Below are 25,117 nucleotides of genomic sequence, written 5' to 3' on the forward strand. Positions count from 1 at the left end.
GATTCATAGGATACTGCGATTTAGCAAATAGACAGCGAGGTAATAGCACCATGCAGCTTATCAGCAAGTTGTTGCTGGCCTTTATCGCCGCAACAGCACTACCCTATGCACTCGCCAAAGAAAAGCCCCCACCCGGCGCTATGGCCCTTTCCACCGTATTGACCAAATTGGAACAGCAGGGCTACACCCCAATTGTTGAGGTCGATCTGGACAAGGGTAAGTGGAAGATTGAGGCCTACAAGGGTGACCAGAAGTACGACTTGCACGTAGACCCCAACTCTGCGGAAGTTTTGTCGGAAAAACCGGACAACGATTAAGGATTACTGTCCTCATTCCGAGCTATCCTGCCAGGGCCGGCTGCCAAAGCCGGCCCTAACCTATTCTGCTTGAACATAGTGATGCAATCCGCGCCATAAATTGCGATGGCAAAACAAACTTGGCCATACCCCGGATAAAATTTGTTATCCGATCATCAAAGGAATTTACCGGATTGGTCAATCACTCCGCTTCAATTTCGTTTAGTCTTTCTGAGATCAACGCCACAGGATAATAAAATGACAACACAAACCCTGACCCGGCAGGATGCAGACAAAGCGGTACTGCAAAACTATCTGGACAAACAGCGCAGTGCCTACCTGGCCAACCCGGCTCCCAGCTATCAGCAACGTGTGCAGGATCTTAGAACCCTTGCCCAGCTCCTGCGTGAACAGCAGGAACCCATTATCCAGGCGATCAGTAACGACTACGGCAATCGAGCCCGGGAAGAGATACTGCTCTACGATATCTACCCAGCGCTCTCCGGCATTAAAGAGACTATCAAGCGCTTAAAGAAGTGGATGAAGCCCAGAGGGCGCCATACAGATTTTAAATCCTATCCCCTCTCTAAAAATCGTGTGGTCCCACAACCTCTGGGGGTAATTGGCGTCATAGTGCCGTGGAACTTCCCAATAAACTTGAGCTTTTCACCACTGACCAATATTTTCGCCGCAGGCAATCAGGCGATGGTCAAGATGTCCACCAATTCCAAGCATCTTGCAGAATTACTCAGTAAAGTCTGTGAACAATACTTCCCGGAAGAAAAGCTGGTTTTTATTCCCGATGCCGATGAAATAGGCCCGGTGTTTTCCAGCCTTAAATTCGATCACTTAATCTTTACTGGCTCCAGTAATACCGGTCGTGCAGTAATGCGCTCCGCCGCAGAAAACCTGACTCCAGTCACATTGGAGCTTGGAGGTAAATCACCGGCAATTGTTGGCCCGGATTACCCGGTTAAGAAAGCCGCCGAGCAACTAATTTACTGGAAGCTGGTAAACGCCGGGCAGATCTGTGTCAACGTGGATTATCTTTTCTTGCCGGAGGAGCATCTCGAAGAGTTTATCGAGCACGCAAAACATTATGTTCAGAAGCGCTACCCCGACTTAGATGGCCAGGATTACACTTCTATTATCGACGACACATCTTACCAGCGAATCTGGGCAACCCTGGATGACGCCAAGGCTAAGGGTGCTAATGCCATAGATTTAAGTGCTGGCAAATTGGATAGGGACAATAAACTGCGAAAATTTCCCCCACATATCCTGACCAACGTAGACGGCGAGATGCTGGCAATGCAGCGTGAGATTTTTGGCCCGCTATTGCCGATTATCACTTATTCCAAGCCAGAGGAAGTTATTGATTATATTAATGCTCGCCCCAGACCCCTGGCGATTTACCCTTACACTCACGACAAAACCTTACAAGATTTATATATCAACAAGGTAATGTCTGGAGGCGTGTCGGTAAATAATTGTGTACTGCACGTTGGTCAGCACGATATTCCATTTGGCGGCGTTGGTGAAAGCGGTATGGGCCACTACCATGGCTACGAGGGGTTTTTAACCTTCTCTAAACTTCGCCCCATCTTCTATCAGGGCCCAATCGATCTATTAAAATTACTGCGGCCTCCCTATGGCAAACTCTCAACTCGTGTTATCGATTTTATGCTAAAGCTTACACGCTAGGCTCCCTAGGTCCGGCAATATCTGTTGCCGGGCCATTCACTGCTATAATCGCACTCAGGTAAGACCGAAATCACTACAGCCCGCTGGCACTGCGATAATCCCTAGTCCAAACTAATACTATGGCTTGTTAGCAGTATGGAGCCGTAGATGATTTTTCTTACCGCCATAGCTTTGGTTGGCAATCTCACTAACCCAATCCCCCCCGGCCTCGATCCCAATAAACCCGCCCCCATCTACGACAGCCCCGACCTTTACGGAGCAGAACCTTCGGTCATTGCCTTGGACTTATCCACTATTAAAGCGAAACTGCATGGTCTAGGGTTCAACCCCATCACGCATATCGAATTTGTGGGCGGAAGATGGAAAATCCAGGCGGTCTACGGAGGAGAATTGAGGGCTCTGGAAGTGAATCCGGACAACGGAATAATTATTGCTGACCGACCAGCCAATTAATCGCTGTTTAAATGTTAAAACTAAGGAGCCTCTGAGTAACTCCGTAATGCACTGCGGGTCTTGAAGGCTGCAGATGTTAGGCGCAGCTCGCCGCGAATGGCCGTAGCCCTTTGCAAGAGCTGCAACGCAGCAGATGCGGCCTTCAAGGCCCGCCCTTCGGGGCTTGCAGAGCGATTCACACTCCGCGTTGCGACTTCTTGAAAGGTCTAGACATTCCTGCGAAGCCGCGCCTTGATTGTGAACCGCTCTGCATGCCATAGGTATCATGGAGTTATTCAGAGGCTCCCTAAACCTCTAGGTCCAAACGGGTCACAAAAATTTACAGTGATATGCAAACATTGGTATTTAACTAAGGGATCTATTCAGTGAATAGAGTCCCGGTATTGCAATGGTGTCATTCCTTTCCAGCCCCGGTAGGCCCGAATAAATGAATTGGGTTCTTTAAATCCCAGCATAAAAGAAATCTCACCCAAATGAAGGCTGGACTTGGCGAGGTAGTGATCAGCCAAACTTGATCTAACTCCCTGCAATACTGTCTGGAAGGATTGATTTTCCTCCCCCAGTTTCCGCTGCAAAGTCCTTTTACTGATAGCCAAGCGTTCAGACACCGCTTCGACAGAACTCTCACCGGCCGGTAGTAACTCCATCAATACTGAACCTACCCGCTCTCCCATTGTGGCTTCGCTATCCAGATCCTTGAGCTGTTGACTCAATTTACCTTCAAAGAAATCCCACATAGGGGCATTGGCAGTCAGAAATGGCTTTTGTGCATCTTGCGCTGAGAAACAAATTCTCACCCGGTCTGACTGCTTAATTGAACAACCAAAAAACTCCCGATAAGGCGTTTGATCTTCAGGCAGCTGCGGTAGTGCCAATTCCAATGGTTGAATTTCCTCCCGGGTTCCCAACCGAGCAAGGCGGATATAGAAAATTAATTCGCTCAGGCCCAAAGCTTCAGGGATATTTCCATCACTTCCATAGCACTCTAAATTGAGCTTGGTGTACTCATCAGTAATATCCAAGTGCAATTCCATGGGACCGATCAGTGGTTTGTATTGCTGTATCCGCAGTAGAGCTTGATTCAGATTTGCACTGCACAGGCTCGCAAATATGGGAGGGTCAAACGACTCAGCCGAAAGGTGCTCCGCCAGTAAAAGTGGTAATGGCCGATCCTTAGAGGCCCGATCAATACCACACCAAAAACGGAAATATTCCACCGGAGAGAGTGTCACAGCCTCCCGCTGTAACAGATCCGCAGGTAACCCGGCATAGGCAAGAGCCAGCGCTGTATCGATATTCATATCGTGTAATATCAACTTCCAGCTGGGAGGTACCAGGAATTTCGCTGCACGTTTGATCATTACCGGACCTGCCTGTAATTAAGACTTTTCCATCGTCTGACGGGAAAACTTCAGTACCATTTTACGGGGCAGTAAAGGCATTATCCAATTCAGAAACAACTTGAGCCGTGTCTCATTAAAAGCAACCAGATCTCCCCGCTCCATTGCCTGATAGCCACATCTGGCAACAGACTCAGCCGAACGGGCATTTTTCCAAATATCGACACCCTGAAGATCACCAGCGGCCACAAACCCTGTTGCAACAGCACCGGGGCACAAAGCCGTTACTGTTACACCTGTGCCTTTCAACTCTTCCGCCAGTGCCTGGCTAAATGAAGTTACATAGGCTTTAGTTGCGTAGTAAACCGCCTGTAAAGGGCCGGGAATAAAAGAGGCTGTAGATGAAACATTAAGAATATGTCCACTATTGCGGCCAACCATCCCCTTTAAATACAGGTGGGTGAGATTGGTAAGGGAAACCATATTCACCTGCATCATACCCTGCTCAGCTTCCAAATCCCTCTGATGGAAAAGACCATGACCACCAAAACCCGCATTGTTAATTAGAGTGCCAATCTCCACACCCTCACTTTGGGTTCGCTCAAAAATTCTCTGCGCGGACATGGGGTCAGAAAGGTCCTCGGCAATAACCATTGCCTGGATACCAAACTCCTTCTCTAGCTGCTGTTTGAGTGCTGAAAGCTTCCCTTCAGACCGGGCAACCAGAACCAAGTTGCCACCCTTAGATGCATGTATCCTGGCCAGTTCAAGGCCGATGCCACCAGAGGCCCCAGTAATAAGTGCCGTTTCCATCTATCTGTCTCCCAAGCGTTAATCTTGAAATCAGTATATGATCAGAAGGCGCCAACTAAGAATCCGATGATGCCAAGTGACTATCCAAGTATGCCAAAAACCATATTGGTAGTTCTTACATCAAGTGGGAAATTAATCAGTCCGCTTTGAGCCCATAAACGGGCTGGATAAAGTCAGCTCTGTTCCACACCAGTAACAATTGGCCCTTTGCTTTCTCACCTTATGGCCACAAGAAGGGCACTCTTTCAGGTTACCAGTGGATATTTTTCCATCGCGCTTACCATCTCGCAGATCAATCTGCCCCATTTTTTCAATAAGTTCGGCCTCGGTCACCCCTAATTTTTCTGATAAAAGCTCCCACATAGCCTGATTCGCCAACACTAATGTATCTATACGTCCCTGAATATCACCGACTTCCAGTTCCAGGTTAGCGGCCATCTGCTTTGCATTTTGAGCTCGATATCTCGCATCATCGATTTCTCGCTGCTGAAAATAATCCCAAATAGTGTCTAACATTTATTTTATTTCACTTCACTTAACAAATCAGAATAAAAAATGGATCAATTCTGCATTTACGATTTTCATTTAATCAAAATTATTAACAGATATATCAAACCAAATAGTGTCCCAAACGGAAAAGAGCCAATCCAAATCAGTGAGAGTATTAAAGAATACCAGAACAACCACTTAGCTCGAAAAGACGATAAAAACAAAGCAGTACAGGAAATCAACAAGCCTGGAGCAGATAATAGACCTCCTATAACAAAATTAGAGAGGGATTGGCTCATCATGCCTGCCATTACTTCAGGGGATGTATCAAGTGATTGGGCGATCTGAGAAGTTTCCCAAAAACTCAACATCCCCAAATAAAAGAACACAATAATCGGGGTTTGAAGAGCAGCACCCAATATAGAAAGAACGCTCCCCAACCTAACCCGCTTATTTCCCTCCGGGCAAAGCTCACTTTCCGGGGAGCTATATATGCCTTGTTCAAAACTCATTTTTACCTCAGAAAACATCACATCCTTCATCAAGGATTTATAAATTTTGTCCCTTTATTAAAGCGGTAGCGGTTGCCCTAGCAATTAGTTTCCCCTCTTGAAGAAGCTCTCCTTCCAGAAAGCAGACAGTTCCACCTCTAGATACAACTCTGCCAATACCCTCAACTGGCCCCACTTTAGCTGGGCGAACAAATTGAGTCTTTAGCTCTAATGTCGGAGCAAACTGACCAATATTCAGTGAAAATACAAGTGCAGGACCCATTACGTCGTCGAGCATTGCACATAGAAACCCACCCTGTATTGTTCCCGCAGGGTTTAAGAATGACTCACTGGCAAAAAATCGGGCTTTGATCTCCATTTTTTCACGTGAATAGCTTATTAACTCAAATCCCAGAGTTTTCGCACACTCAGGTACTGTCAGATCTCCTGACTCGACCATTTCGTAGATATCCATATCCCCTCACAAAGTCTATTCTACGTTTGCTATTTTAAATCCAATCAAGTTCACCACCGACTGCCAGTCTTGCTCTACTTGATCTCGACAACTTAGCCGCTTGTAAAGTAAATCTAATTAGCGAACCTCAAAAATATATAATTTCTTAGGCTCCCCATCTATTGGGGTCCAGGTCTCTTTAACCCCTTTTAAGTCCAATATTAAGTTAGCCTCAGCGATGAAATTCATGTCGAATACGATACAGCCACCTCTCCAACCACTTTCTTCAGAATAAGTGTATGGAGGCATTTCATTTAGAGAAGAAACAGCTGGTACGTTTATCTCTGGTTTACTAAAACCCAGATCGTACCCCTCAAATCCAGCATTTGAATAAACGATATTTTCATCAAGAGTGATCGAAGGTACCCGCTCTACCCTAGAAAACTCTTGCCCCACACAACTCCCCAAAACTAGCGACATCAGTATCACTATATACTTCATTTCAATATCCTCACGAAACTACAATCGAGTTAAGTGGCAACATCTCAAGTAGTCTACTCAAGCCATCAGAACTTCTTACCTAAATCCACCCCTGTAAACCCTGTTCCAGCAGCTAAGTGTCCTCAACCACACCACTAGCTCCCTGGAGAAAGCTATATGCCAACTCAAAGCTGCCTCTAGTAAACCACTTTTCACAAGGCAAAAAAAAGCCCCGCAATTGCGGGGCTTTTTAGATAGGCTTAAGGCCGACTTACATCATGCCGCCCATACCGCCCATGCCACCCATACCGCTCATGTCAGGAGCAGCCGGCTTGTCTTCCGGAATTTCTGCAACCATGGCTTCGGTGGTGATCATCAGGCCAGCGATAGAAGCTGCCGCTTGCAGAGCAGAGCGGGTTACTTTAGCTGGGTCCAGGATACCCATTTCCAGCATATCGCCGTACTCACCAGTAGCAGCGTTGTAACCGAAGTTGCCTTCGCCTTGCTTGATCTTGTCAACAACTACGGAAGCTTCGTCACCAGCGTTGGAAACGATTTGACGCAGAGGCATTTCCATAGCGCGCAGGGCTGCAGCGATGCCGTGGTTCTGGTCTTCGTTGTCGCCAGTTACAGAGATAACCTGGGTAGCGCGAACCAGTGCGGTACCACCGCCAGGTACTACGCCTTCCTCTACTGCGGCGCGGGTAGCGTGCAGCGCGTCTTCAACGCGGGCTTTCTTCTCTTTCATTTCCACTTCAGTAGCGGCGCCTACTTTGATTACCGCAACACCGCCAGCCAGCTTGGCTACGCGCTCTTGCAGCTTCTCTTTGTCGTAGTCGGAAGAGGACTCTTCGATCTGTGCACGGATCTGGCTAACGCGAGCTTCGATGTCTTTAACATTGCCAGCGCCGTCAACGATTACAGTGTTTTCTTTGGACAGGGTTACGCGCTTAGCAGTACCCAGGTGCTCCAGAGTGGTACCTTCCAGCTCCAGGCCAACTTCTTCAGAAATCACGGTACCGCCAGTCAGGATAGCGATGTCCTGCAGCATGGCTTTACGACGGTCGCCGAAACCAGGTGCTTTAACAGCAGCAACTTTAACGATGCCGCGCATGCTGTTTACAACCAGAGTTGCCAGTGCTTCGCCTTCTACGTCTTCAGCGATGATCAGCAGCGGCTTGGAAGCTTTAGCTACTTGCTCCAGCAGGGGCAGCAGGTCGCGGATGTTGGAGATTTTCTTGTCTACCAGCAGGATGAACGGATTGTCCAGCTCGGCAGTCATGTTCTCTTGGTTGGTGATGAAGTAAGGAGACAGGTAGCCGCGGTCGAACTGCATACCTTCTACTACGTCCAGCTCGTTTTCCAGGCCGGAACCTTCTTCAACAGTGATAACGCCTTCTTTGCCAACTTTTTCCATGGCTTCAGCGATGATGGTACCAACGCTCTCGTCGCTGTTAGCGGAGATAGTACCTACCTGAGCAATAGACTTGGTATCAGCACAAGGAGTGGACAGGCCAGCAATGTGGTCAACAGCTGCGGTTACCGCTTTGTCGATACCGCGCTTCAGGTCCATTGGGTTGAAGCCAGCGGCTACGGATTTCAGGCCTTCAGTTACGATAGCCTGGGCCAGAACGGTAGCGGTGGTGGTGCCGTCACCAGCGGTGTCAGAAGCTTTGGAAGCAACTTCTTTAACCATCTGTGCGCCCATGTTTTCGAACTTGTCGCTCAGCTCGATTTCTTTCGCTACGGAAACACCGTCTTTGGTTACGGTAGGAGCGCCGAAGGACTTGTCCAGAACTACGTTGCGGCCTTTAGGACCCAGGGTAGTTTTTACAGCGTCTGCCAGGATGTTTACGCCTTTCAGCATTTTCTGACGAGCGTCGTCACCAAAAATTACGTCTTTAGCTGCCATGATTCTTATTCCTCAAATTCTTTTTGCGAGTAAAGTTAAAGGCTGGCCTTAGCCTTCCAACACGCCGTAGATGTCACCTTCGCTCATGATGATCAGCTCTTCGCCTTCCACCTTGAGGGTATTGCTGTCGGCATAGCGACCGAAAACAACAGTGTCACCTACCTTCACAGACAGTGCGCGAACGTCGCCATTGTCCAGCTGCTTGCCCTCACCCACGGCTACCACTTCACCTTGGTTCGGCTTTTCTTTGGCAGCGCCTGGCAGCACGATACCGCCAGCTGACATCGCTTCTTCTTCCTTACGGCGTACTACGACGCGGTCGTGTAAAGGACGAATTTTCATGGATAAGTTCTCCATTGAGTCGTTTTAATGGTTTCCAACATGGGCGGCACTGGCCCTTTGGGCCGGTAACCTCACCCCTCTCTGATCCCCAGAGGCGGGGCTTAATTCTCAGTTGAACCCTATCTATGGGCGGGAATAAGGATTTCAACACCATCAGGTGAAAAAACTGCAAAGCAAATTCTCATCACTGACATTTTGTATATTTTTTAACCCAATCAGGACTTGGGGCGCTTATCTTCAACGGAGTGTTGATTCTCTCCGGGGCGCTTCTCATCTTTTGAATACTCCCCCTCGATAATGTCGTCACCACGCTTGTGATTTGGCGACTGGTTAAAATTCTGCGGGGGAACCACCTTGACGTGGCGAAGGATAAAACCGAGCAACAGGTTCCTGAGCCCCGGAATCAGGCAGATAAAGCCGAAGAAATCAGTGATAAAGCCCGGGGTGAGCAACAGCACACCACCTACCGCGAGGAATATCCCTTCAACCATCTCTTTGGCGGGAATATTTCCAGCCTGCATCTTCTCCTGGGCCCGCATCAGGGTAGAGATCCCCTGGCGGCGAAGCAGTGTCACTCCTACCACTGCGGTCAAAATGACCAGGCCGATCGTTGGCAGGGCGCCAATTTCACTCCCTACGGCAATCAACACCCACATTTCGAGTACAGGTAGGGCTATAAATAGAAGTAATAATGGGCGCATTGCGGAAATTCCTAGTTAACCAGCTTCGCTGAGAGCCGGGACGATCACGGTTTTTTCAATATGCTGTAGTAAATGGAGTGGGGAGGCAAATTATTCAAGGGCGCCTTATTCCACCCCAAAGTAACTGGAGAGAGGAAGGATTGAATGGCAAGCGAGCAACAGGATGCTATAGAAGTGCCAGCCATCGGACGCAGTCGCCACTTAGTGGACGATATATTGGCGAAAGCGGACATTCAAATTAACGGGGAAAGACCCTGGGACCTGCAACTCCACCGGGAAGCAGCCCTTGATGAGGTCATCGCCCGTCACAGCTTAGGCCTGGGTGAGACCTATATGCGCGGCGATTGGGATGTCCAAGACCTGGATCAGTTCTTCCACCGGCTACTCAGTGCTGAGATTCATCACAGTATCAAGAACTGGCGCTACTTTTGGCGCGCCACACGCAGCTATCTGGTGAATCTACAAAGCAAAAACCGCTCGTTTAATGTGGGAGAGCAACACTACGACCTGGGCAACGAATTCTATAGTGCCATGCTCGACAATCGGCTTACGTACAGCTGCGGCTATTGGAAAGAGGCTGAAACCCTCGACCAAGCCCAGGAAGCCAAGCTGGACCTGATTTGCCGCAAGCTGGAATTGAAACCCGGGATGCGCTTGCTGGATATTGGCTGTGGCTGGGGCAGTCTGGTTAGCTATGCCGCGCAAAAGTATCAAGTGGAGTGTGTTGGAATTACGATTTCCCGAGAGCAAAAAGCCTATGTGACAGAGCGCTATGGTGAACTGCCAATTACTGTCCGCCTTCAGGACTATCGAGAACTCAAAGAACCTTTTGACCGCATTGCCAGCGTAGGGATGTTTGAGCATGTCGGCCGCAAGAACTACCGAACATTTATGGAAACAGCAGCGCGCTGTCTGAACAAAGATGGGTTGATGATGTTACATACGATCGGTAACAACCAGCGCACCGCATCTACGGACTTGTGGACAGAAAAATATATATTCCCAGGTGGTGAGCTACCTTCCGTAGGACAGCTGGGCGACGCGACCGATCGCTTGCTAGTGTGCGAAGACCTGCACAACTTTGGATACTACTACGATAAAACCCTGATGGCCTGGCATGAGAACTTTGAGAAAAACTGGCCGCGCTTTGCCGATCGCTACGGCCAGCGCTTCTACAGGATGTGGCGCTACTATCTACTATCTTACGCCGGTGCATTCCGGGGGCGCACACTTCAGCTATGGCAGCTAATGTATTCGAAGTTCCGCGCCGATGGTGTTACGCGTTTGAGTTAAAGCACTATTCGCTGTAGATCCAGAAACTAATTACAGAATCAAAAAAGGGTGAACTCAGCTCACCCTTTTTTATGCTGGGGAAGAGGGAAGCTTACAAGCGCGCTCCGCCATCAATATCTATCACTCGACCGGTGACGTAGTCGTTCTCCAGGATAAACGCTACTGTCGAGGCGATCTCATCCTGCTCACCCAACCTGCGCAGGGGCACTTGCTTTACCAGACTCTCAAGAATCTCAGGGCGCATTTGCGCAACCATATCGGTGCCGATAAAACCCGGGGCAATCCCGGCAACACGCACGCCGTAGCGCGCCAGTTCGCGTGCCCAGGATACCGTCATCGCTGCAACACCCGCTTTACTGGCGGAGTAGTTGGTCTGTCCCATATTGCCCGCACGGGACAAACTGGAGATATTGACCATCACCCCACCCTTACCGCTCTCCGCCATAATGCCCGCTGCAGCACGGCCACAAAGGAATACACCGGTAAGGTTCACATCGATCACAGACTGCCACTGTGCCAGGGACATGCGATCTGTCACTTTGCCGTCTTTACACTTGAGCAACATGCCATCGCGCATAATGCCGGCGTTATTAACCAGAACCTGGAGTCCGCCAAAGTCTGCTGCGATTTTCGCAAAACCGGAGTCCACCGCTTCCTCATCGGCAACATTGATCAAGTAGCTGCGAGCCTCTGCACCGAGCTTTTCACAAGCTGCAACGCTGTCTTTCAGGCCTTCCTCATTAACATCGATCAGGGCCAGGCGGGCGCCTCGCGCAGCCAGATACTCGGCCATGGCTCGGCCCAACCCCTGGCCCGCACCGGTAATCGCAACAATACTGTCAGCGATTTGCATATTGAACTCCTCGTCGTCGCTCGTTTTTTAGATTTATCGTTTATGACTGCCTTCGAACCTGCCCTATGCAGGTTCGAGGGGGAATTACCATTCGTAACCGACACCAACGGTCACTTTGGTATCTTCTTTTTCACTTTCCAGGGAGGGCGTATTGTCGTACTGCCACTCGTAACCGATCTCCATCAGCACGCCTTCAACCAGCGGTGTGCGCACCCCCAGCTTGGCGTTAGCTTCGTAGTCGTTACTGTGATCAAAGGATTGTAAGGTTTCCTGGTCGAAATAAATTTCCGGCCCAAGGGAAAACTTGTAGCGGTAGTTAAGTGCAATTCGGCCGGCGACATAGCGCTCATCCTGGTCTTCACTCAACTCTTCGTCGATAAAACTCTCGTGCAGGCTACTCACACCACCTTCGAGGGAAAAAGTGGTTTTACTGGTGTCGTAAAACAGATAACCCATACCGAGACCGAGCGTAGTTCCCAGGTCTAAGTTCTGAGCCTCTTCCCTTTCCAACTCACTGTTAGCCGCGGCAAACCATTTCTCAGCAAAGATCCAGCGGAGATCATAGTTGAGCTGGTATTTTTCCAGGTCACCGTCTTCTTCACTTTCCTGGTTCTGGTAAACCGCCCCCATCAGGTGGTTAAAATCTCCATGGCGGATATCCAAGTTAATATTGGCATCGAGGTCTTCACGCTCACGGTTACCGCTCTCGAATACGCCCCCGGCGGTAACATTACCGCTGAATAACACCGGACTGGTGGTAAATGTGCTGTAGGGTTCTGCCCGCTCAATACCGGGGAAGTCGATCAGCCAACCGCGCCCTTCAGCACAGTACACTTCCCAACGCTCCTGGCGGTGGCCAGCCAAGGTACAGGGTTCATCCCTGCCGGCAATTTTGATATCGGTATCGACATCCATCGACACAACTTTGGATTTGTCGACTTTAACTTCACCAAAAGTCTCTGACTTCCAAGTGACCTGATCCTTCTCTACCAGCACCAACTCGCCCTGAATACGATCGCCATTTTCCAGGGTCAGCACACCGGCATGGGCCTGGAATGGCACAAGAAACAAGAGAGTTCGAGCAAAGAGCTTGGGAAGTCGTGTCGATAAAACCACTAAGAAACCTTGGACTTTTTAGGTGTATGAACGGTGCAAACAGCCTCAACAATCGCACCATGATGCCATAACTAGAATCATGTGGCACGCCGTCACAGCGGAGGCTTTCGCGCCCTGGGGACTGTGACCTTGCGAGCTGGTAAAGTATCCATAAATGGCGAATAAAAATCTCATTTTCAGGAGATTACAAAGTAAAAAATTGCGCCCAGTTGGCGTAATTCGCCGATATTTAGAGCTTTTTATGGAAAAACAGAACTCCCTGGAAAGAATATGTCAGGCCTTGGCGGCGATCCCCAAAGGGCGGGTTGTCACCTACGGGGACCTGGCTGAGATGGCCGGCTACCCACGCGCTGCGAGACTTGCAGGTCAGACCCTGCGTAAATTACCCCGGGGTACCAAGCTACCCTGGCACCGGGTGATCAACGCCCAGGGGCGCATCTCCCTGCCGGAACCCGGCGCCAGCCGCCAGCGTGAAAGACTGGAAAGAGAGGGGGTCATACTGCTGAAAGGGCGAGTGGATATGGGCAAATACCGCTGGAAACCTTAGCCCCAATCGCATATAGAAAACTACGCTACCTCATCAGCCCCCCAGGGCGCGACCCAAAATAACAGGATCATTCCAGGCACCGCCAGAACGGCACACAGGAGAAAGAAATGTGTCCACCCCATTCCCTCCACCAAATAGCCGGTGGAGGCATTGGCGAAGGTGCGCGGGAGCGAAGTCAACGCTGTAAACAAGGCAAATTGAGTCGCGGTGTGCAACTTGCTGGTAGTTCGGGCGATAAATGCAATAAACACCGCTGTCCCCAACCCCACCCCGAGATACTCAAAGGCAATTACTATCGCCAATAGCCAGAGGCTCGGATTGAAATCTGGAGTACCCACCAGCTCGCCATTCACTTCAGACAAAATCATAAATCCGAAAATTGAAACCAGCTGTACCACCCCGAAAATCCATAGGCACTTATTAATCCCGATTTTTACAATTAATAAGCCGCCAAAGAAACCGCCAATTACCGCAGGCCACAAACCGGCATTCTTTGCCACTATGCCGATATCCGTATTGGAATATCCCATATCCAGGTAATAGGGCGTCGCCAGTGCCGTAGCCATGCTATCGCCAAGCTTGTACAAAAACATAAAGGCCAGTACGAGCACCGCCTGTTTTACGCCATTGCGATTAAAGAATTCGACGAAGGGTAAAACAATGGCCTCGCGCAAAGATTTAGGACGACCTGCTGGATGGTCTGGCTCAGCGACCATCAAGGTCATAAAGACGGCGATCAACATAAAGGCCGCAGTAATCATAAACACCTGGTCCCAGGCCAGGTGATCCGACAGGATCAAGCTGAGGGATCCCGGAATCAAGCCGGAAATACGATAGGCGTTGGCGTGAAAGGAATTGCCCAGACCCAACTCCTGGTCCGGCAGAATCTCGCGTCGGAAAGCATCCAGGACTATATCCTGGCTGGCGCTGAAAAAAGCCACGGCAAAGCAAATTGCGGCAATTGACCAGATATCAAACTGGGGACTGAACATCCCCAGGACGCCAATGGAAACAATCAGTAACAGCTGCATTACCAGCATCCAGCCCCGCCGACGGCCGAGCATCGGGAATGCGTAGCGCTCCATCAACGGAGACCAGATAAATTTCCACGTATAGGGCAATCCGAGCAATGCAAAAATACCGATAGTGGCCAGATCCACGCCTTCGGTACGCAGCCAAGCGGGCACCAACTGTATCAATACAAAAAGAGGCATCCCCGAAGAGAAACCGGTGCCAATACAAATCAGCATACGCCGATTAAACACCGCCTCCCGGATGGTTTCGTGGGCCATAGTTTGTCGCTTTTATTCGCTGAGCATCGTCTACCAGTGATACCCAACCCGACAGGCAACAGACACACAATCAAACATAAGGGCGAGTCTATGGAGGGGTGGGTTTCACCTTTACAACCACCATAGACACAAGCCGGGCAGAATGCCCGGCGAAGAGTTTTGATATGACATAGGGATTTAGAAAAGAGCTGAATTCGGGGTGTACTCTTAGAGAGGAAATAGCATCCCTGTAAACCTTAGGTAGTGCCCGCCCCCGGCTGCACTTCTTCTCCCGGCCAGTCGCGCTGCTCGCGGCGCCAAAAATAAATGGACAGCAGAATGGCTGGAATTCCCATAAGCGCTGCATAAATAAAGAAGTAGGCATATCCCTGAGCATCCACCACTATGCCGGAAAAACCACTGATAAATTTCCCCGGCAAGGTCATCAGGGAGCTGAACAAAGCATATTGAGTGGCGGTATAAGCTTTATTAGCAAGACTGGAGAGAAACGCGATCAGTATCGCATTGGCAATTCCTCCACTGATGTTGTCCGCACTAATTACCAGCGCCAACCAGGCTTTATCGGGACCGATCACAGCGAGCTGGGCAAATAACAGGTTGGTACAGGCGACCATAACCGAACCCAGTATCAGCGGACGCACAACACCGTATCGCACCACTAACAGCCCACCTAGAAAGGAACCGATAATGGTACAGAAGAAGCCAAACAGCTTACTGATTTCAGCGATTTCCGTTTTGGTAAAGCCCAGATCCAAATAGAAGGGATTGGCCATCACCCCCATCGCAATATCACTTAAACGGAAGATACCGATAAATAGCAACAGAATGATTGCAAAGCGGCCATTGCGCTGAAAAAACTCGATAAAGGGGCAGGCCACGGCGCGAATAAACCACTGCTTCAGGCGACCATGCTCCCCCTTGCCCAACAGGCGCTGGGCCCACTCGCTTTGCAGCTCATCGGCTTCTTTGTTTACCTTGCTGTGATCGGGCTCGGCAATAATCAAGGTGGTAATCAGGCCCACGCCCATCAATCCAGCCATCGCAAGATAAGCACCAGACCAGCTAAAGATATCCGCAATAAACAGGGCGCCCGCTCCAGCTATCAGCATTGCCACCCGATAGCCAAATACATAATTGGCAGCCATAGCGCCCTGATAGTCATCGTCCATCGCCTCAATTCGATAGGCATCAATCGCCACATCTTGAGAGGCTGAACAGAAAGCGACCCACAGGGCCAGTAGGGCTACGTGCATCAGGGAGAGCTGGGGATTTACACTGGCCATACCTATCAGGCCAATCGCTATCCCGATTTGGGATACCAGCATCCAGCCCCGACGCTTGCCCAATTTATCCGTGAAAAAAGGCAGACGCAGCTGATCGACAATAGGGGCCCAGAGAACCTTGATCGAAAAGGTGATCCCCACCCAGGCAAAAAACCCGATGGCGGTACGGCTGACACCGTAGTCCCGCAGCCAGGCAGTCAAAGTAGAGAAAACCAGCAGTAATGGGAGGCCGGCGGAAAAGCCGAGGAAAAACATGGTGAGTACACGGGGCTTCAAATAAGCGGCCAGCGCTTGCCCCCATGTCATTTGTTTTTGTAAGTTGGTCAAGCGCGGGCCTCCAGAGCCTCAGCCGCTGCAACAGGTGTTCCTGCACAGCGGAGTATTAAATTAGTTTATTTACTCAGTGGCCCCACAAAACTTCCAGCTCCGCTTCGGCCAACTTATTGGCATTGATATTGAAGCCAACTTTAGCAGGAGAAGTGTTTTCATCCAGCGGCAGGGATTCCACTTTCAAGGCATAGACACGAAAACGATAGCGATGATCCCCATGCCCTTTGGGCGGGCAGGCACCACCGTAACCGGAATTACCATAATCATTGCGCCCCTGCACTGCTTCTGGAATCAGGCCGTTTTTCAGATCACCGGCCCCTTCCGGAAGATTGGTAGTATCCACTGGGATATTAAATACCACCCAGTGCCACCAACCACTGCCGGTGGGCGCGTCGGGATCGTAAGCGGTAATAGCAAAACTCTTTGTGCCCTCCGGTGCCCCACTCCAGCTCAATTGGGGAGACAGGTTCTCACCGCCGCAGCTGCCATAAACATGAGCCATGGGCATTTTCTTTCCAGCTTGTAGGGAGCTGGATGACAGTGTCAGCTTCTCAGCAATCGCGTTGGTTCCAGTCAGTGACAGCGCAGCAGCACAAAGTAGCCCGGCCAGACCCCGGCCGCCCTTTTTCAATAAATGGCTCATATCCCAGTTCCCCTTTTAGTTTTCTTCACTGGACAGCAGTGGGCCCACTTTGTCCAGATCCATATTTCCGCCGGTCAGAACAACCACGACATTCTTATTGCGAAAGCGCGCGCTGTGCTCAATGATCGCAGCGAGACCCACCGCAGCCGACGGTTCTACCAGCTGCTTGGTTCGCGTCCACAATAGCCGCATCGCATTGACGATACCAGCTTCGCTGACTGTCACAATATCCCGCACCGTGCGCTCAATAACGGCGTAATTTTTGCCGCCCAATGTTGTGCGCAGACCATCGGCGATCGTATCGGGTTGTTGTGTGGTGATATGAACGCCACCGCGCAGTGAACGCTGGGCATCATCCGCTCCGGCGGGTTCCGCACCAATCACCAGGATATCGGGGGCAAGCGCAGCCATAGCCAATCCCACGCCGGACAAAAGTCCACCGCCTCCCACTGGCGCCACAATAACGTCTGGAGCAAAGCCCTGTTCGCGGCTCTGCTTGAGCACCTCCATGGCTACGGTGCCCTGCCCAGCAATAATGCGCTTATCGTCATAGGGCGGGACTTCGTGCGCACCGGTTTCCTCAAGTACCTTTGCCAAAGTGGATTCGCGATCAGCCAGGCTGGGGCCCGAAGTCACCACTTTGGCACCGTACCCCTCAACCGCCATGCGTTTTGTCTTGGGAGCCGTTTCTGGCATCACCACCGTGCAGGCCAATCCCCGCTGGGCTGCTGCCCAGGCGAGCGCCGCACCGTGATTACCGGACGAATGGGTGGCAACTTCCTCGACCCCGACTGGGAGCAGCGAAAGCGCATTAGCCGCGCCCCGCGCTTTAAAGGCACCCACTTTCTGCAAGTGCTCACACTTAAACCACAAATTGGCGCCCGTCAGCTCGTTCAGCTGCCGAGAGCTGAGCAGAGGGGTCTCGTGTACCATGCCTGCAATATTTTGTGCGGCACTAAATACATCCTCACTGGCAGGTATCTCGTTGCGATCCAGGGGCATAACACTGTGTATCCTTTTCGACTACATGGGAATAATCCAGCTTATCCACCGCCGATAACATCCAGTGTTCTACGGAGCAGGCACAGTGGAAAACCATGCCTGTCGATAAGGAATTATTTGCTGAGCATACGCAGGAATTTCATTTTCCTGTCGTTGAAGGGTGCATATCGTATATCGATATCGAGGATATTTCTGCGCCGCATTACGGCCTTGTAATGACTGAAAGTGCGGAAGCCATGCTCTCCATGGTAGGACCCCATACCGCTGGCACCGACGCCTCCAAAAGGCAGGTCCTGGGCCAGCATAAACATCATGCAGTCATTCACGCAGGCGTTGCCGGAGCTGCAACGGGATAGAATCCGATCCGCCAATGCTTCATCCTGGGTAAATACATACAGGGCCAGGGGCTTCTCTCGCTCATTGACAAACTCCTCCGCTTTGGAGAAATCATCCAGTTCAATAATGGGGAGTATCGGGCCAAAGATCTCCTCCTGCATAACTCCCGCAGAGAGATTGACGTTGCGCATTATGGTGGGCGCCATATAGCAGTCATCCACATCGACTTCACCGCCAAATACCACCTCTCCATCCCCCAGGTAATCCGACAGGCGAAGGGTGTGCTGGCTGTTAATAATGCGCCCATAGTCGGCAGATTCTCGCGGATGCTCCCCATACATTTCCCAGAGCACCCGCTGCAACATGGGGGTGAGCCGATCGGCTGTCCGCCGACTACAGAGAACATAATCCGGGGCGATACAAGTCTGCCCCGCATTGGTAAATTTACCCCAGGCAATTCGCCGTGCAGCCACTTCCAGGTTGGCATCATCGGCAACAATACAAGGGCTTTTTCCGCCGAGTTCCAGGGTTACCGGAGTCAGGTATTTAGCCGCCGCACTCATTATGATTTTGCCGACCCGGCCACCGCCGGTGTACATAATATGATCCCAGCGCTGCTCCAGCAGCGCCGTGGTTTCCGCCACACCACCTTCGACACACGCAAAGGCATCGTTGTCGAGATAACGCGGTAATAATTCTGCGATTAACCGGGAGGTTGCGGGCGATAATTCAGAGGGCTTTACCACCGCGCAATTGCCGGCGGCAATCGCCGGTACCAGCGGCGATAACAATAATTGCAGCGGATAATTCCAGGCACCGATAATCAGCACTACACCCAGCGGCTCCGGTTGCACATAGCTCTTGGCCGGCTGGGTCATCATCGGAGATTGGACCTTGCGCGGGCGCACCCATTTCTTCAGGGACTTCAGGGTGTGATCGATATCGTTGTAGAGAAATGAAATTTCAGTGAGGTAGCTTTCCTGGGGAGCTTTGCGCAAATCATCGTGAAGGGCTTGGACAAAATGTGCCTCGTTCTCGGAGATCATCTTGCGTAGCTGAGACAGTTGCTTGCGCCGCCAACTCAATTCAGTGGTGCTGCCGCTGCGAAAATAGGTTCGCAAGCCCGCCACCAATGTGGCTGCGTTCCAATCGTTTGCCCTAGCCAGATCTGACAACATTTGCGGTTCCAATACCGAAACTTCCAAACCCTACTTCCTCCAATGAGTATAAGCCGTCGCAGGCAATGACTAGCTTCGCTTTATTGATATGGCAAAGCGCCGAAGTCCGGCCGCTGGGGCGCGCAATTTCGTAGGAAGGGGGGGATAAGTCAAGATAGGAAGGAAAGAAAATTTTGAAAATGGCGACAAATTCACCAATCGCCCCAGCAGACAAAAGTAGCTCTGGGGCGATGGTACAGGCATTGTGGGCTTATTCAGAGGCTCCTTAGATAAACAGAACCAGAAGGGCCAAACCAGTGATCCACAGAAGCAAGGTTCTGGATAGCAGCGCTTGCAGCCCCTCAATCTCCGCACCACTTTGGCGCTGCATCTGAGACAGATCGGAACCACCACTGCACTCACTGGCGTCAATACCGCCGAGAGCCCCCTCCAGGTAAGCTTCGAGAACCTGATCGGTATGGCTCTCACGACACATCAACACCCGGCGCCAGGCGCGGTAACAGCCGGCAAAGTTACCCACAATGGCAAAGCTCAGCCCCATCACACGGACCGGCAGCCATTCCAGCAACCACAACCAACGCGCCGCCGTCGCCTCTTCGGAGGAGCCCCGGGTATTTTCTGCGTACAAAGCACTCAAGCGGAAGAGTACTGCCCCGGGAATACCCAGCAAAATAAACCAGAACAGCACCGCGAAGAGTCTCTCAAAGGCGCAGTAGGCAGCGCCGCGAAATACCTGCTCATGCAGACAAGTGTCATCGGAGGGCGCTTCGTGTAACTCGCGCAAAATGGGCGCCGCCGCTTTGGTAGCACCTTCCAGGTCTCCGCTATACCAGTGGCGCAGGTAATTTGCGACGATATCGTTGAAGTTGCCGCGACCGAGACAATAGAGCAGCAGTGGCACCCCCAACAGCAAGTAGCCCAGACCGCCCGCTGCGCCCTCTGCCAGCGTCATCGCAATCGCAGAGATCAATACTGGAACCAGGATAGTGACACCAAGCAGCAGACCACTATTGCCATTAATGCTGGGCAACGCCTGTAAATACTCGCCCCAGCGACTGAACCAACCATCGCGATGTAACGGAGCCCCTGAGCCCCAGATTTGCACTAGGGCAACGGTGATCAGAACAATTAACAGAGTCATAAATAATCCGAGACTGTTTCAGTTATCAAAATCGTGCTACGGCTCCTGATACAGAAACCCTTCCCGCTTTTAAGGACCGCTACTGGATATCAGACGATTTCTTTCAGCTTGTTGAGGTAGCGCTCCCAGTCAAACCCCGGACCCGGGTCCAATTTCCTTCCGGGAGCAATATCCGAATGACTGGCAATTCTATCGATATCAATAGCGGGATAAGCTTGCATAATCGCAGCGCTCACCTCGGCAAGTGCGTGATATTGGGAGTCGGTGTAAATATCGGTATCCAAACCTTCCAGCTCAATACCAATGGAAAAATCATTGCAGTTAGTGCGACCTTTAAATTCGGACTTGCCCGCGTGCCAGGCACGACGATCAAGGGGCACGTATTGAGTTACCAGGCCATCGCGGTCGATCAAAATATGCGCAGACACCTGTAACGCAGCAATATCGGCAAAATAGGGGTGCGCGTCGATATCCAACTGCCCCAGGAAAAAGGCATCAATGTAGGGGCCGCCATATTGTCCGGGCGGCAAGCTGATACTGTGAATCACCAATAGATCCACCGCACAGCCTTCCGGGCGGCTATTGCAATGAGGACTCGGAACCCGGCGCGCGCCCGCCAACCAGCCAGACTCCACTTGATATTTCAATCTGCGATCTCCGCTGCAACCTATTGATAGCCCCGGTATCGCCCGAAGCTTCAGCAGTTACCATTCTATGGAAGCGTTGATCGATATGCCAATCTGATCGGAGCAGTATCGCGACATAACTTGCGGAAAACCACTGGCCACTGAGTATCCCTGCTAAATACTCAACGTCCGCTCGTTAAATTCCTGAAAATTAGCGCTGCTCACTGCGCTTCTTGCGCACATTGCCAATTACGGACTGCAGCGCCCGCTCAAACAACATGCCGTCATCCAGCGGCAGCAGTTGTGCCGAACGCAGCGCATGGGCCAGCTCTAGTCGGGCGAATTCAGCGACTTTGGCGCCATTGCGATTAACGAAGATAAACTGGTCGATATCGCGAATTACCGCCGCCAGACGACAACGGAACTGCTCGTCCTCAGAGCGCTTCAGCTCGAACCAACTACCCTGTGCCAGGCGGAAGGTCATCTGCCAGTGGGGATCATCTTCGTCAAGGGGGGCCAGTCCATCCTGCTCCGGTGCAGCCACCTCTGCTTCAGCAACTGCCTGCTCGAGCTCTTCCATCTGCGGCACGGCCACTTCCTGGGGCTCGGCTTGGACAGCTTCAACAGTAACTTCAGCTGGCTCATCTGGAAGTTGATCTTCGGCAGTGTCTGAAATCACTTCCCGGGTAACCACAGCTTCAGCGATTACCGCTTCAGTCACTGCAATTTCATCAACCGTAGCTTCAGTAACATCAGCGGGTCCGGCATCAGCAGCAGTTTCCTGCTCCACGACAGGGGCAACAGGCTTGTCAGCAACATTATCAGCAACAACAGGCGCAGGCTCAGCAGATTTCGCTGCGCGCACTTCGCGGGCAACCTGCTCTGCCACTTCACGTTCACGCTGCTCCGCCAATTGCTGGGCCAGGGCAAAGCGCTCGCGATAAACTTCTTTGAGGCCGGTGAAAAGGGTACGCGCTTCGAAAGCGTTATAGGAAAGCGCCTCAATTCCCTCGCGCAATCTCTCCTGCAAAACAGGCAGTAAGCTCAATAACTGTTTGCGGGAATCCGGCATTGGGGCCTGCACACTCCACACGAGATCTCTCGCTGTGCGCACGTCGCGGTTCCAGGCGTCGCTCTCTGTCCCCTCTTTGACACAGGTCAGGAACAGCACGTTGTTCCAAACTTTGTTCAACCAATCCTGCACCACCTGTGGCAGATCCCGCTCTGCAACCAAGGCATCCATTACTGCGGCAACCCGTGCGCGGGCAGCTTGGGTTTTAGCCCGACCATCCGCCTCATCGACAACGCGGCGCTCCAACATCTCGGCACGCTTGCGCTCGCGGACGATAAATTCGCGCAGGGATTCCAGCAAAACGGCAAAGATATTGATATCCCGATCAAACTCATTAAGCACGCGCTCAACAATTTCGGATATCTCTTTGTACAGGGGATCGGATTCGTAGTTATCCCCCGCCTGCCATCCGGTAGCGGCATCGGCCAACTCGTTCAGCAATTTGCGCGCAGGATGGCCGCCTTTACTGAAAAATGACTTGTCTGCAATGGCTACTTTCAACAGCGGCAGTTGCAGGCGGCCCAGAAGTGATTTGATTTGGGTGGCAAGGCTGCGGTCCTCCAGAATAAAGGAAAACAACATCTCTACCAGCTTGATCACATCGCTATCGACTTTTGCCAGCGAGGCGGCCTGATTGGAATCCACCAAGCGCTGCTGTAGCAATTCGCCCACATTCAAAAGCTGTACCGCACTTCCACCTTGATAGTGGCTGCCACTTTGCAGTGCACCCAAGTGGGAAAGCAGATCCCCTGCAGGCATTGGAGTAACACCTGCGGCTGCGGGCACTAACCCTGGGGGGAAGTGCCCTGTCGCTGCGACTCCACCTTGTACTGGCTGGCTGCCAGCCTCTACACCACCGGCACTACCAGTGGGGGCACTGGCGGCGTGGGGAGCACCGTTGTAGGCCGAGCGCTGCCTGGCTACTCGCTGCTGCTCACGCAGAGATGGCAGTACGCCCTGCTCTACAAGTAATTGGTTACAGAATTCATAGAAGTCCCGCAGCTGCAGCATGACCACCTGCTCGAACTTTTTCAGCAGGGTGAGGCGAGCGCGGATAAATAGGTCCAGATCCTGAATCGCCTCTACAAAGGCGTCACAGATTACGTCTGGCCCCAGAGGGTTGTTCTTGTCGTACACCTTGACGGAGTAGAGCGTATCGAGCCTCATGCACAGCTCGGTAAGGGGCTCGGCGAAATCGCGCTTGGCATTGGCCACCATGGTATCGGCAGCGACCAACTGCTCCAGGTCATCATTGTGAACCAGCGACAGGTTATCTGAGGCGAAACTGCTTTCCGTCTTTTCTTCCTGGCGGACCTGAAAAGCGCGCGAGACGTTCTGGATAAAGTGCTCGGCAATATTGCGGCGCTCAACGCGCAGCAGGCGCAGTGCCTGGAAAAGCCCATCCTGCTCCTCCTGGCCATGAGCTCGCTCGGCCATTGCAAACAGGGAATCATCCACCTTGCCAAACAGCGCTTTAATCCGCTCCAGCAGCTGTGCCGTCGCTTTGTCCTTCAGCATTGTTACTGCGGCGGGCAGAACAGGGGGCTTACCTGATGCAGAAATATTTCGCGCTCCACTTTTCTCTGAGAGGGAAACTACCTTTCTGGATTCACTCATTTCCAAGAGGTCCTTCGAATGCCGTCCGACTTGTAGCGCTGAGGCCAAAAGCAAAAATTAGTGAATGGAAAAGTGGTCTCCCTAGCGGAAACGGGGGCTTTCTGTTCCCCGTTAACCACATTCCCAAACTGTTGAAATCCCGCCGCGATCATGCGCGAAAAATCTGCCGAAGTTCTTGATTTCACTCAAGTTTTGACCGCGAGAGAACAGCGTTTACCGGCCCTGCTCTGAAACAATTCAGGCTGCGATCAAGCCTAACTCTTCGGTCATTCTACTCGCGTTATAGGACTGTTTTACACAGTTCTGCGACATATTTGAGACACTTGTCACAGCTATTCGTAGAGCCAACTGCTACTTGCCAGAGACTGAGTTGAGCAGTCAAAACCCCGAGTGTTTTGGTAAACTGCGCCGGCGTTAATTTCGAGGTTTCCCAATGCGACCACAAGACACGGCTATTCCCAATATCACTACCGACCTGCAACGCTCAGTTCAGGTGGCCCTGGAAGAAGATATTGGTAGTGGCGATATCACCGCCCAGCTGATCCCAGAGGACCGCAATGCGCGGGCCCGGGTAATCACCCGCGAAGATTGCACTCTGAGTGGTCGCGCCTGGGTAGAGGCTGTATTCCACGCCCTGGACCCGGAGCTCGTCCTCACCTGGCACTTCGAGGACGGCGACCGTATCAGCGCCAATGCCGTTATTTTTGAGCTGGAAGGCAATGCCCGCGCCATCCTCACCGGCGAGCGGGCCGCACTGAATTTCCTGCAAACCTTATCCGGTACTGCCACAACCGCTGCGGAGTTCGCCGCGCGAGCTGAAGGCACTGAGGTGAAGATTCTCGATACCCGCAAGACCATTCCCGGTCTGCGCAGCGCACAGAAGTACGCCGTACTTTGCGGTGGCTGCCACAATCACCGCATCGGTCTTTACGACGCCTTCCTGATCAAAGAGAACCATATCTTCGCCGCCGGTGGCATTGAACACGCCGTCGCCCAAGCGCGAGTGATCAAGCCTGAAGCCTTGATTGAAGTCGAAGTGGAAAATATTGAAGAGCTGGAGCAGGCGCTCGCCGTCGGTGTGGACGTTATTATGCTCGACGAATTCAATGATGAAGACACTAGAACGGCCCTGAAACTGGCCAAAGGCAAAGCCAAAATTGAGCTTTCCGGCAGTGTCGACCGGGATCGCATCGCTCAGTTAGCTGAACTGGAAGTGGACTATATCTCTTCCGGTAGCCTGACCAAGCACCTGCGCGCTATCGACCTATCCCTGCGGATCGATCTCTAGCGCCCACAAGACCCATCATCACTGC

Annotated in this window: 25 protein-coding genes; 6 read left to right on the top strand and 19 right to left on the bottom strand. The window is 51.6% G+C overall.

Going from position 1 to position 25,117, the window contains the following annotated elements; all coding sequences use genetic code 11:
* Window positions 1–50: 50 nt before the first annotated feature.
* The 3 genes from ACJJIR_RS16130 to ACJJIR_RS16140 all read left to right on the top strand — a co-directional run bounded on the left by ACJJIR_RS16130 (window position 51) and on the right by ACJJIR_RS16140 (window position 2,453).
* On the top strand, window positions 51–317 hold the full coding sequence (locus ACJJIR_RS16130; RefSeq protein WP_444894868.1) for a PepSY domain-containing protein: 267 nt from the start codon (window positions 51–53) through the stop codon (window positions 315–317).
* A gap of 237 nt (window positions 318–554) precedes the next feature.
* Window positions 555–2,000 (top strand): coniferyl aldehyde dehydrogenase, encoded by a 1,446-nt coding sequence (locus ACJJIR_RS16135; protein ID WP_444894869.1) that lies wholly within the window; start codon window positions 555–557, stop codon window positions 1,998–2,000.
* 147 nt (window positions 2,001–2,147) lie between these two features.
* Complete coding sequence (locus ACJJIR_RS16140) at window positions 2,148–2,453, top strand: hypothetical protein (RefSeq protein ID WP_413664728.1); 306 nt, start codon at window positions 2,148–2,150, stop codon at window positions 2,451–2,453.
* 362 nt (window positions 2,454–2,815) lie between these two features.
* Here the strand turns inward: ACJJIR_RS16140 and ACJJIR_RS16145 are convergent, their stop codons facing one another.
* The 9 genes from ACJJIR_RS16145 to ACJJIR_RS16185 form a co-directional block, all read right to left on the bottom strand.
* The gene (locus tag ACJJIR_RS16145; RefSeq protein WP_444906122.1) at window positions 2,816–3,814 is read right to left on the bottom strand and encodes an AraC family transcriptional regulator; all 999 of its coding nucleotides are present in this window, start codon (window positions 3,812–3,814) and stop codon (window positions 2,816–2,818) included.
* Between the two features lie 18 nt (window positions 3,815–3,832).
* Window positions 3,833–4,606: an SDR family NAD(P)-dependent oxidoreductase gene (locus tag ACJJIR_RS16150; RefSeq protein WP_444894871.1), complete on the bottom strand. Its 774-nt coding sequence runs from the start codon at window positions 4,604–4,606 to the stop codon at window positions 3,833–3,835.
* A gap of 132 nt (window positions 4,607–4,738) precedes the next feature.
* Window positions 4,739–5,122: a zinc ribbon domain-containing protein gene (locus ACJJIR_RS16155; protein ID WP_444906123.1), complete on the bottom strand. Its 384-nt coding sequence runs from the start codon at window positions 5,120–5,122 to the stop codon at window positions 4,739–4,741.
* 65 nt (window positions 5,123–5,187) lie between these two features.
* Window positions 5,188–5,625 (bottom strand): hypothetical protein, encoded by a 438-nt coding sequence (locus tag ACJJIR_RS16160; protein ID WP_444906124.1) that lies wholly within the window; start codon window positions 5,623–5,625, stop codon window positions 5,188–5,190.
* Between the two features lie 19 nt (window positions 5,626–5,644).
* Window positions 5,645–6,061, bottom strand: a complete 417-nt coding sequence (locus tag ACJJIR_RS16165) for a PaaI family thioesterase (RefSeq protein ID WP_444906125.1) — start codon at window positions 6,059–6,061, stop codon at window positions 5,645–5,647.
* A gap of 117 nt (window positions 6,062–6,178) precedes the next feature.
* The gene (locus ACJJIR_RS16170) at window positions 6,179–6,541 is read right to left on the bottom strand and encodes a hypothetical protein (RefSeq protein WP_444894875.1); all 363 of its coding nucleotides are present in this window, start codon (window positions 6,539–6,541) and stop codon (window positions 6,179–6,181) included.
* A gap of 250 nt (window positions 6,542–6,791) precedes the next feature.
* Complete coding sequence (gene groL, locus ACJJIR_RS16175; RefSeq protein WP_108732154.1) at window positions 6,792–8,432, bottom strand: chaperonin GroEL; 1,641 nt, start codon at window positions 8,430–8,432, stop codon at window positions 6,792–6,794.
* 48 nt (window positions 8,433–8,480) lie between these two features.
* Window positions 8,481–8,774, bottom strand: coding sequence for a co-chaperone GroES (locus tag ACJJIR_RS16180; RefSeq protein WP_020412315.1), 294 nt, complete (start codon window positions 8,772–8,774; stop codon window positions 8,481–8,483).
* Between the two features lie 215 nt (window positions 8,775–8,989).
* Window positions 8,990–9,475 carry an FxsA family protein gene (locus ACJJIR_RS16185; protein WP_444906126.1) on the bottom strand — a complete coding sequence of 162 codons (486 nt, stop codon included), beginning with the start codon at window positions 9,473–9,475 and terminating at the stop codon, window positions 8,990–8,992.
* Between the two features lie 144 nt (window positions 9,476–9,619).
* On the opposite strand from ACJJIR_RS16185, the gene cfa reads away from it, so the two are divergent.
* Entirely contained in the window at window positions 9,620–10,768 is a 1,149-nt protein-coding gene (gene cfa, locus ACJJIR_RS16190) for a cyclopropane fatty acyl phospholipid synthase (RefSeq protein ID WP_444906127.1), read from the top strand.
* Between the two features lie 91 nt (window positions 10,769–10,859).
* On the opposite strand, the gene ACJJIR_RS16195 is transcribed toward cfa, so the two are convergent.
* On the bottom strand, window positions 10,860–11,621 hold the full coding sequence (locus ACJJIR_RS16195; RefSeq protein WP_413664719.1) for an SDR family oxidoreductase: 762 nt from the start codon (window positions 11,619–11,621) through the stop codon (window positions 10,860–10,862).
* Between the two features lie 84 nt (window positions 11,622–11,705).
* Window positions 11,706–12,737 carry a DUF481 domain-containing protein gene (locus ACJJIR_RS16200; protein ID WP_444906128.1) on the bottom strand — a complete coding sequence of 344 codons (1,032 nt, stop codon included), beginning with the start codon at window positions 12,735–12,737 and terminating at the stop codon, window positions 11,706–11,708.
* Window positions 12,738–12,978: 241 nt separating this feature from the next.
* On the opposite strand from ACJJIR_RS16200, the gene ACJJIR_RS16205 reads away from it, so the two are divergent.
* On the top strand, window positions 12,979–13,284 hold the full coding sequence (locus tag ACJJIR_RS16205; RefSeq protein ID WP_413664717.1) for an MGMT family protein: 306 nt from the start codon (window positions 12,979–12,981) through the stop codon (window positions 13,282–13,284).
* A gap of 20 nt (window positions 13,285–13,304) precedes the next feature.
* Here the strand turns inward: ACJJIR_RS16205 and ACJJIR_RS16210 are convergent, their stop codons facing one another.
* The 8 genes from ACJJIR_RS16210 to ACJJIR_RS16245 all read right to left on the bottom strand — a co-directional run bounded on the left by ACJJIR_RS16210 (window position 13,305) and on the right by ACJJIR_RS16245 (window position 23,804).
* Window positions 13,305–14,576 carry an AmpG family muropeptide MFS transporter gene (locus ACJJIR_RS16210; RefSeq protein WP_413664716.1) on the bottom strand — a complete coding sequence of 424 codons (1,272 nt, stop codon included), beginning with the start codon at window positions 14,574–14,576 and terminating at the stop codon, window positions 13,305–13,307.
* 236 nt (window positions 14,577–14,812) lie between these two features.
* Window positions 14,813–16,186, bottom strand: coding sequence for an AmpG family muropeptide MFS transporter (locus tag ACJJIR_RS16215; RefSeq protein ID WP_444906129.1), 1,374 nt, complete (start codon window positions 16,184–16,186; stop codon window positions 14,813–14,815).
* Between the two features lie 73 nt (window positions 16,187–16,259).
* The gene (locus ACJJIR_RS16220) at window positions 16,260–16,832 is read right to left on the bottom strand and encodes a YbhB/YbcL family Raf kinase inhibitor-like protein (RefSeq protein WP_413664714.1); all 573 of its coding nucleotides are present in this window, start codon (window positions 16,830–16,832) and stop codon (window positions 16,260–16,262) included.
* A 15-nt stretch (window positions 16,833–16,847) separates the two neighbouring features.
* Window positions 16,848–17,834, bottom strand: a complete 987-nt coding sequence (locus tag ACJJIR_RS16225; protein WP_444906130.1) for a threonine ammonia-lyase — start codon at window positions 17,832–17,834, stop codon at window positions 16,848–16,850.
* A gap of 113 nt (window positions 17,835–17,947) precedes the next feature.
* Window positions 17,948–19,375: an aldehyde dehydrogenase family protein gene (locus ACJJIR_RS16230; protein ID WP_444906131.1), complete on the bottom strand. Its 1,428-nt coding sequence runs from the start codon at window positions 19,373–19,375 to the stop codon at window positions 17,948–17,950.
* Window positions 19,376–19,613: 238 nt separating this feature from the next.
* Window positions 19,614–20,489 carry a regulatory signaling modulator protein AmpE gene (ampE, locus tag ACJJIR_RS16235; RefSeq protein WP_444906132.1) on the bottom strand — a complete coding sequence of 292 codons (876 nt, stop codon included), beginning with the start codon at window positions 20,487–20,489 and terminating at the stop codon, window positions 19,614–19,616.
* 89 nt (window positions 20,490–20,578) lie between these two features.
* Entirely contained in the window at window positions 20,579–21,136 is a 558-nt protein-coding gene (gene ampD / locus ACJJIR_RS16240; RefSeq protein WP_444906133.1) for a 1,6-anhydro-N-acetylmuramyl-L-alanine amidase AmpD, read from the bottom strand.
* 190 nt (window positions 21,137–21,326) lie between these two features.
* A complete protein-coding gene (locus ACJJIR_RS16245; protein ID WP_444906134.1) occupies window positions 21,327–23,804 on the bottom strand; it encodes a DUF1631 domain-containing protein in 2,478 nt (825 codons plus the stop codon).
* A 433-nt stretch (window positions 23,805–24,237) separates the two neighbouring features.
* Here ACJJIR_RS16245 and nadC point away from each other — a divergent pair, with 433 nt between their 5' ends.
* Window positions 24,238–25,092: a carboxylating nicotinate-nucleotide diphosphorylase gene (nadC, locus tag ACJJIR_RS16250; protein WP_444906135.1), complete on the top strand. Its 855-nt coding sequence runs from the start codon at window positions 24,238–24,240 to the stop codon at window positions 25,090–25,092.
* Window positions 25,093–25,117: the final 25 nt, after the last annotated feature.

The organism is Microbulbifer maximicatervae (SeqCode), from assembly GCF_052467385.1.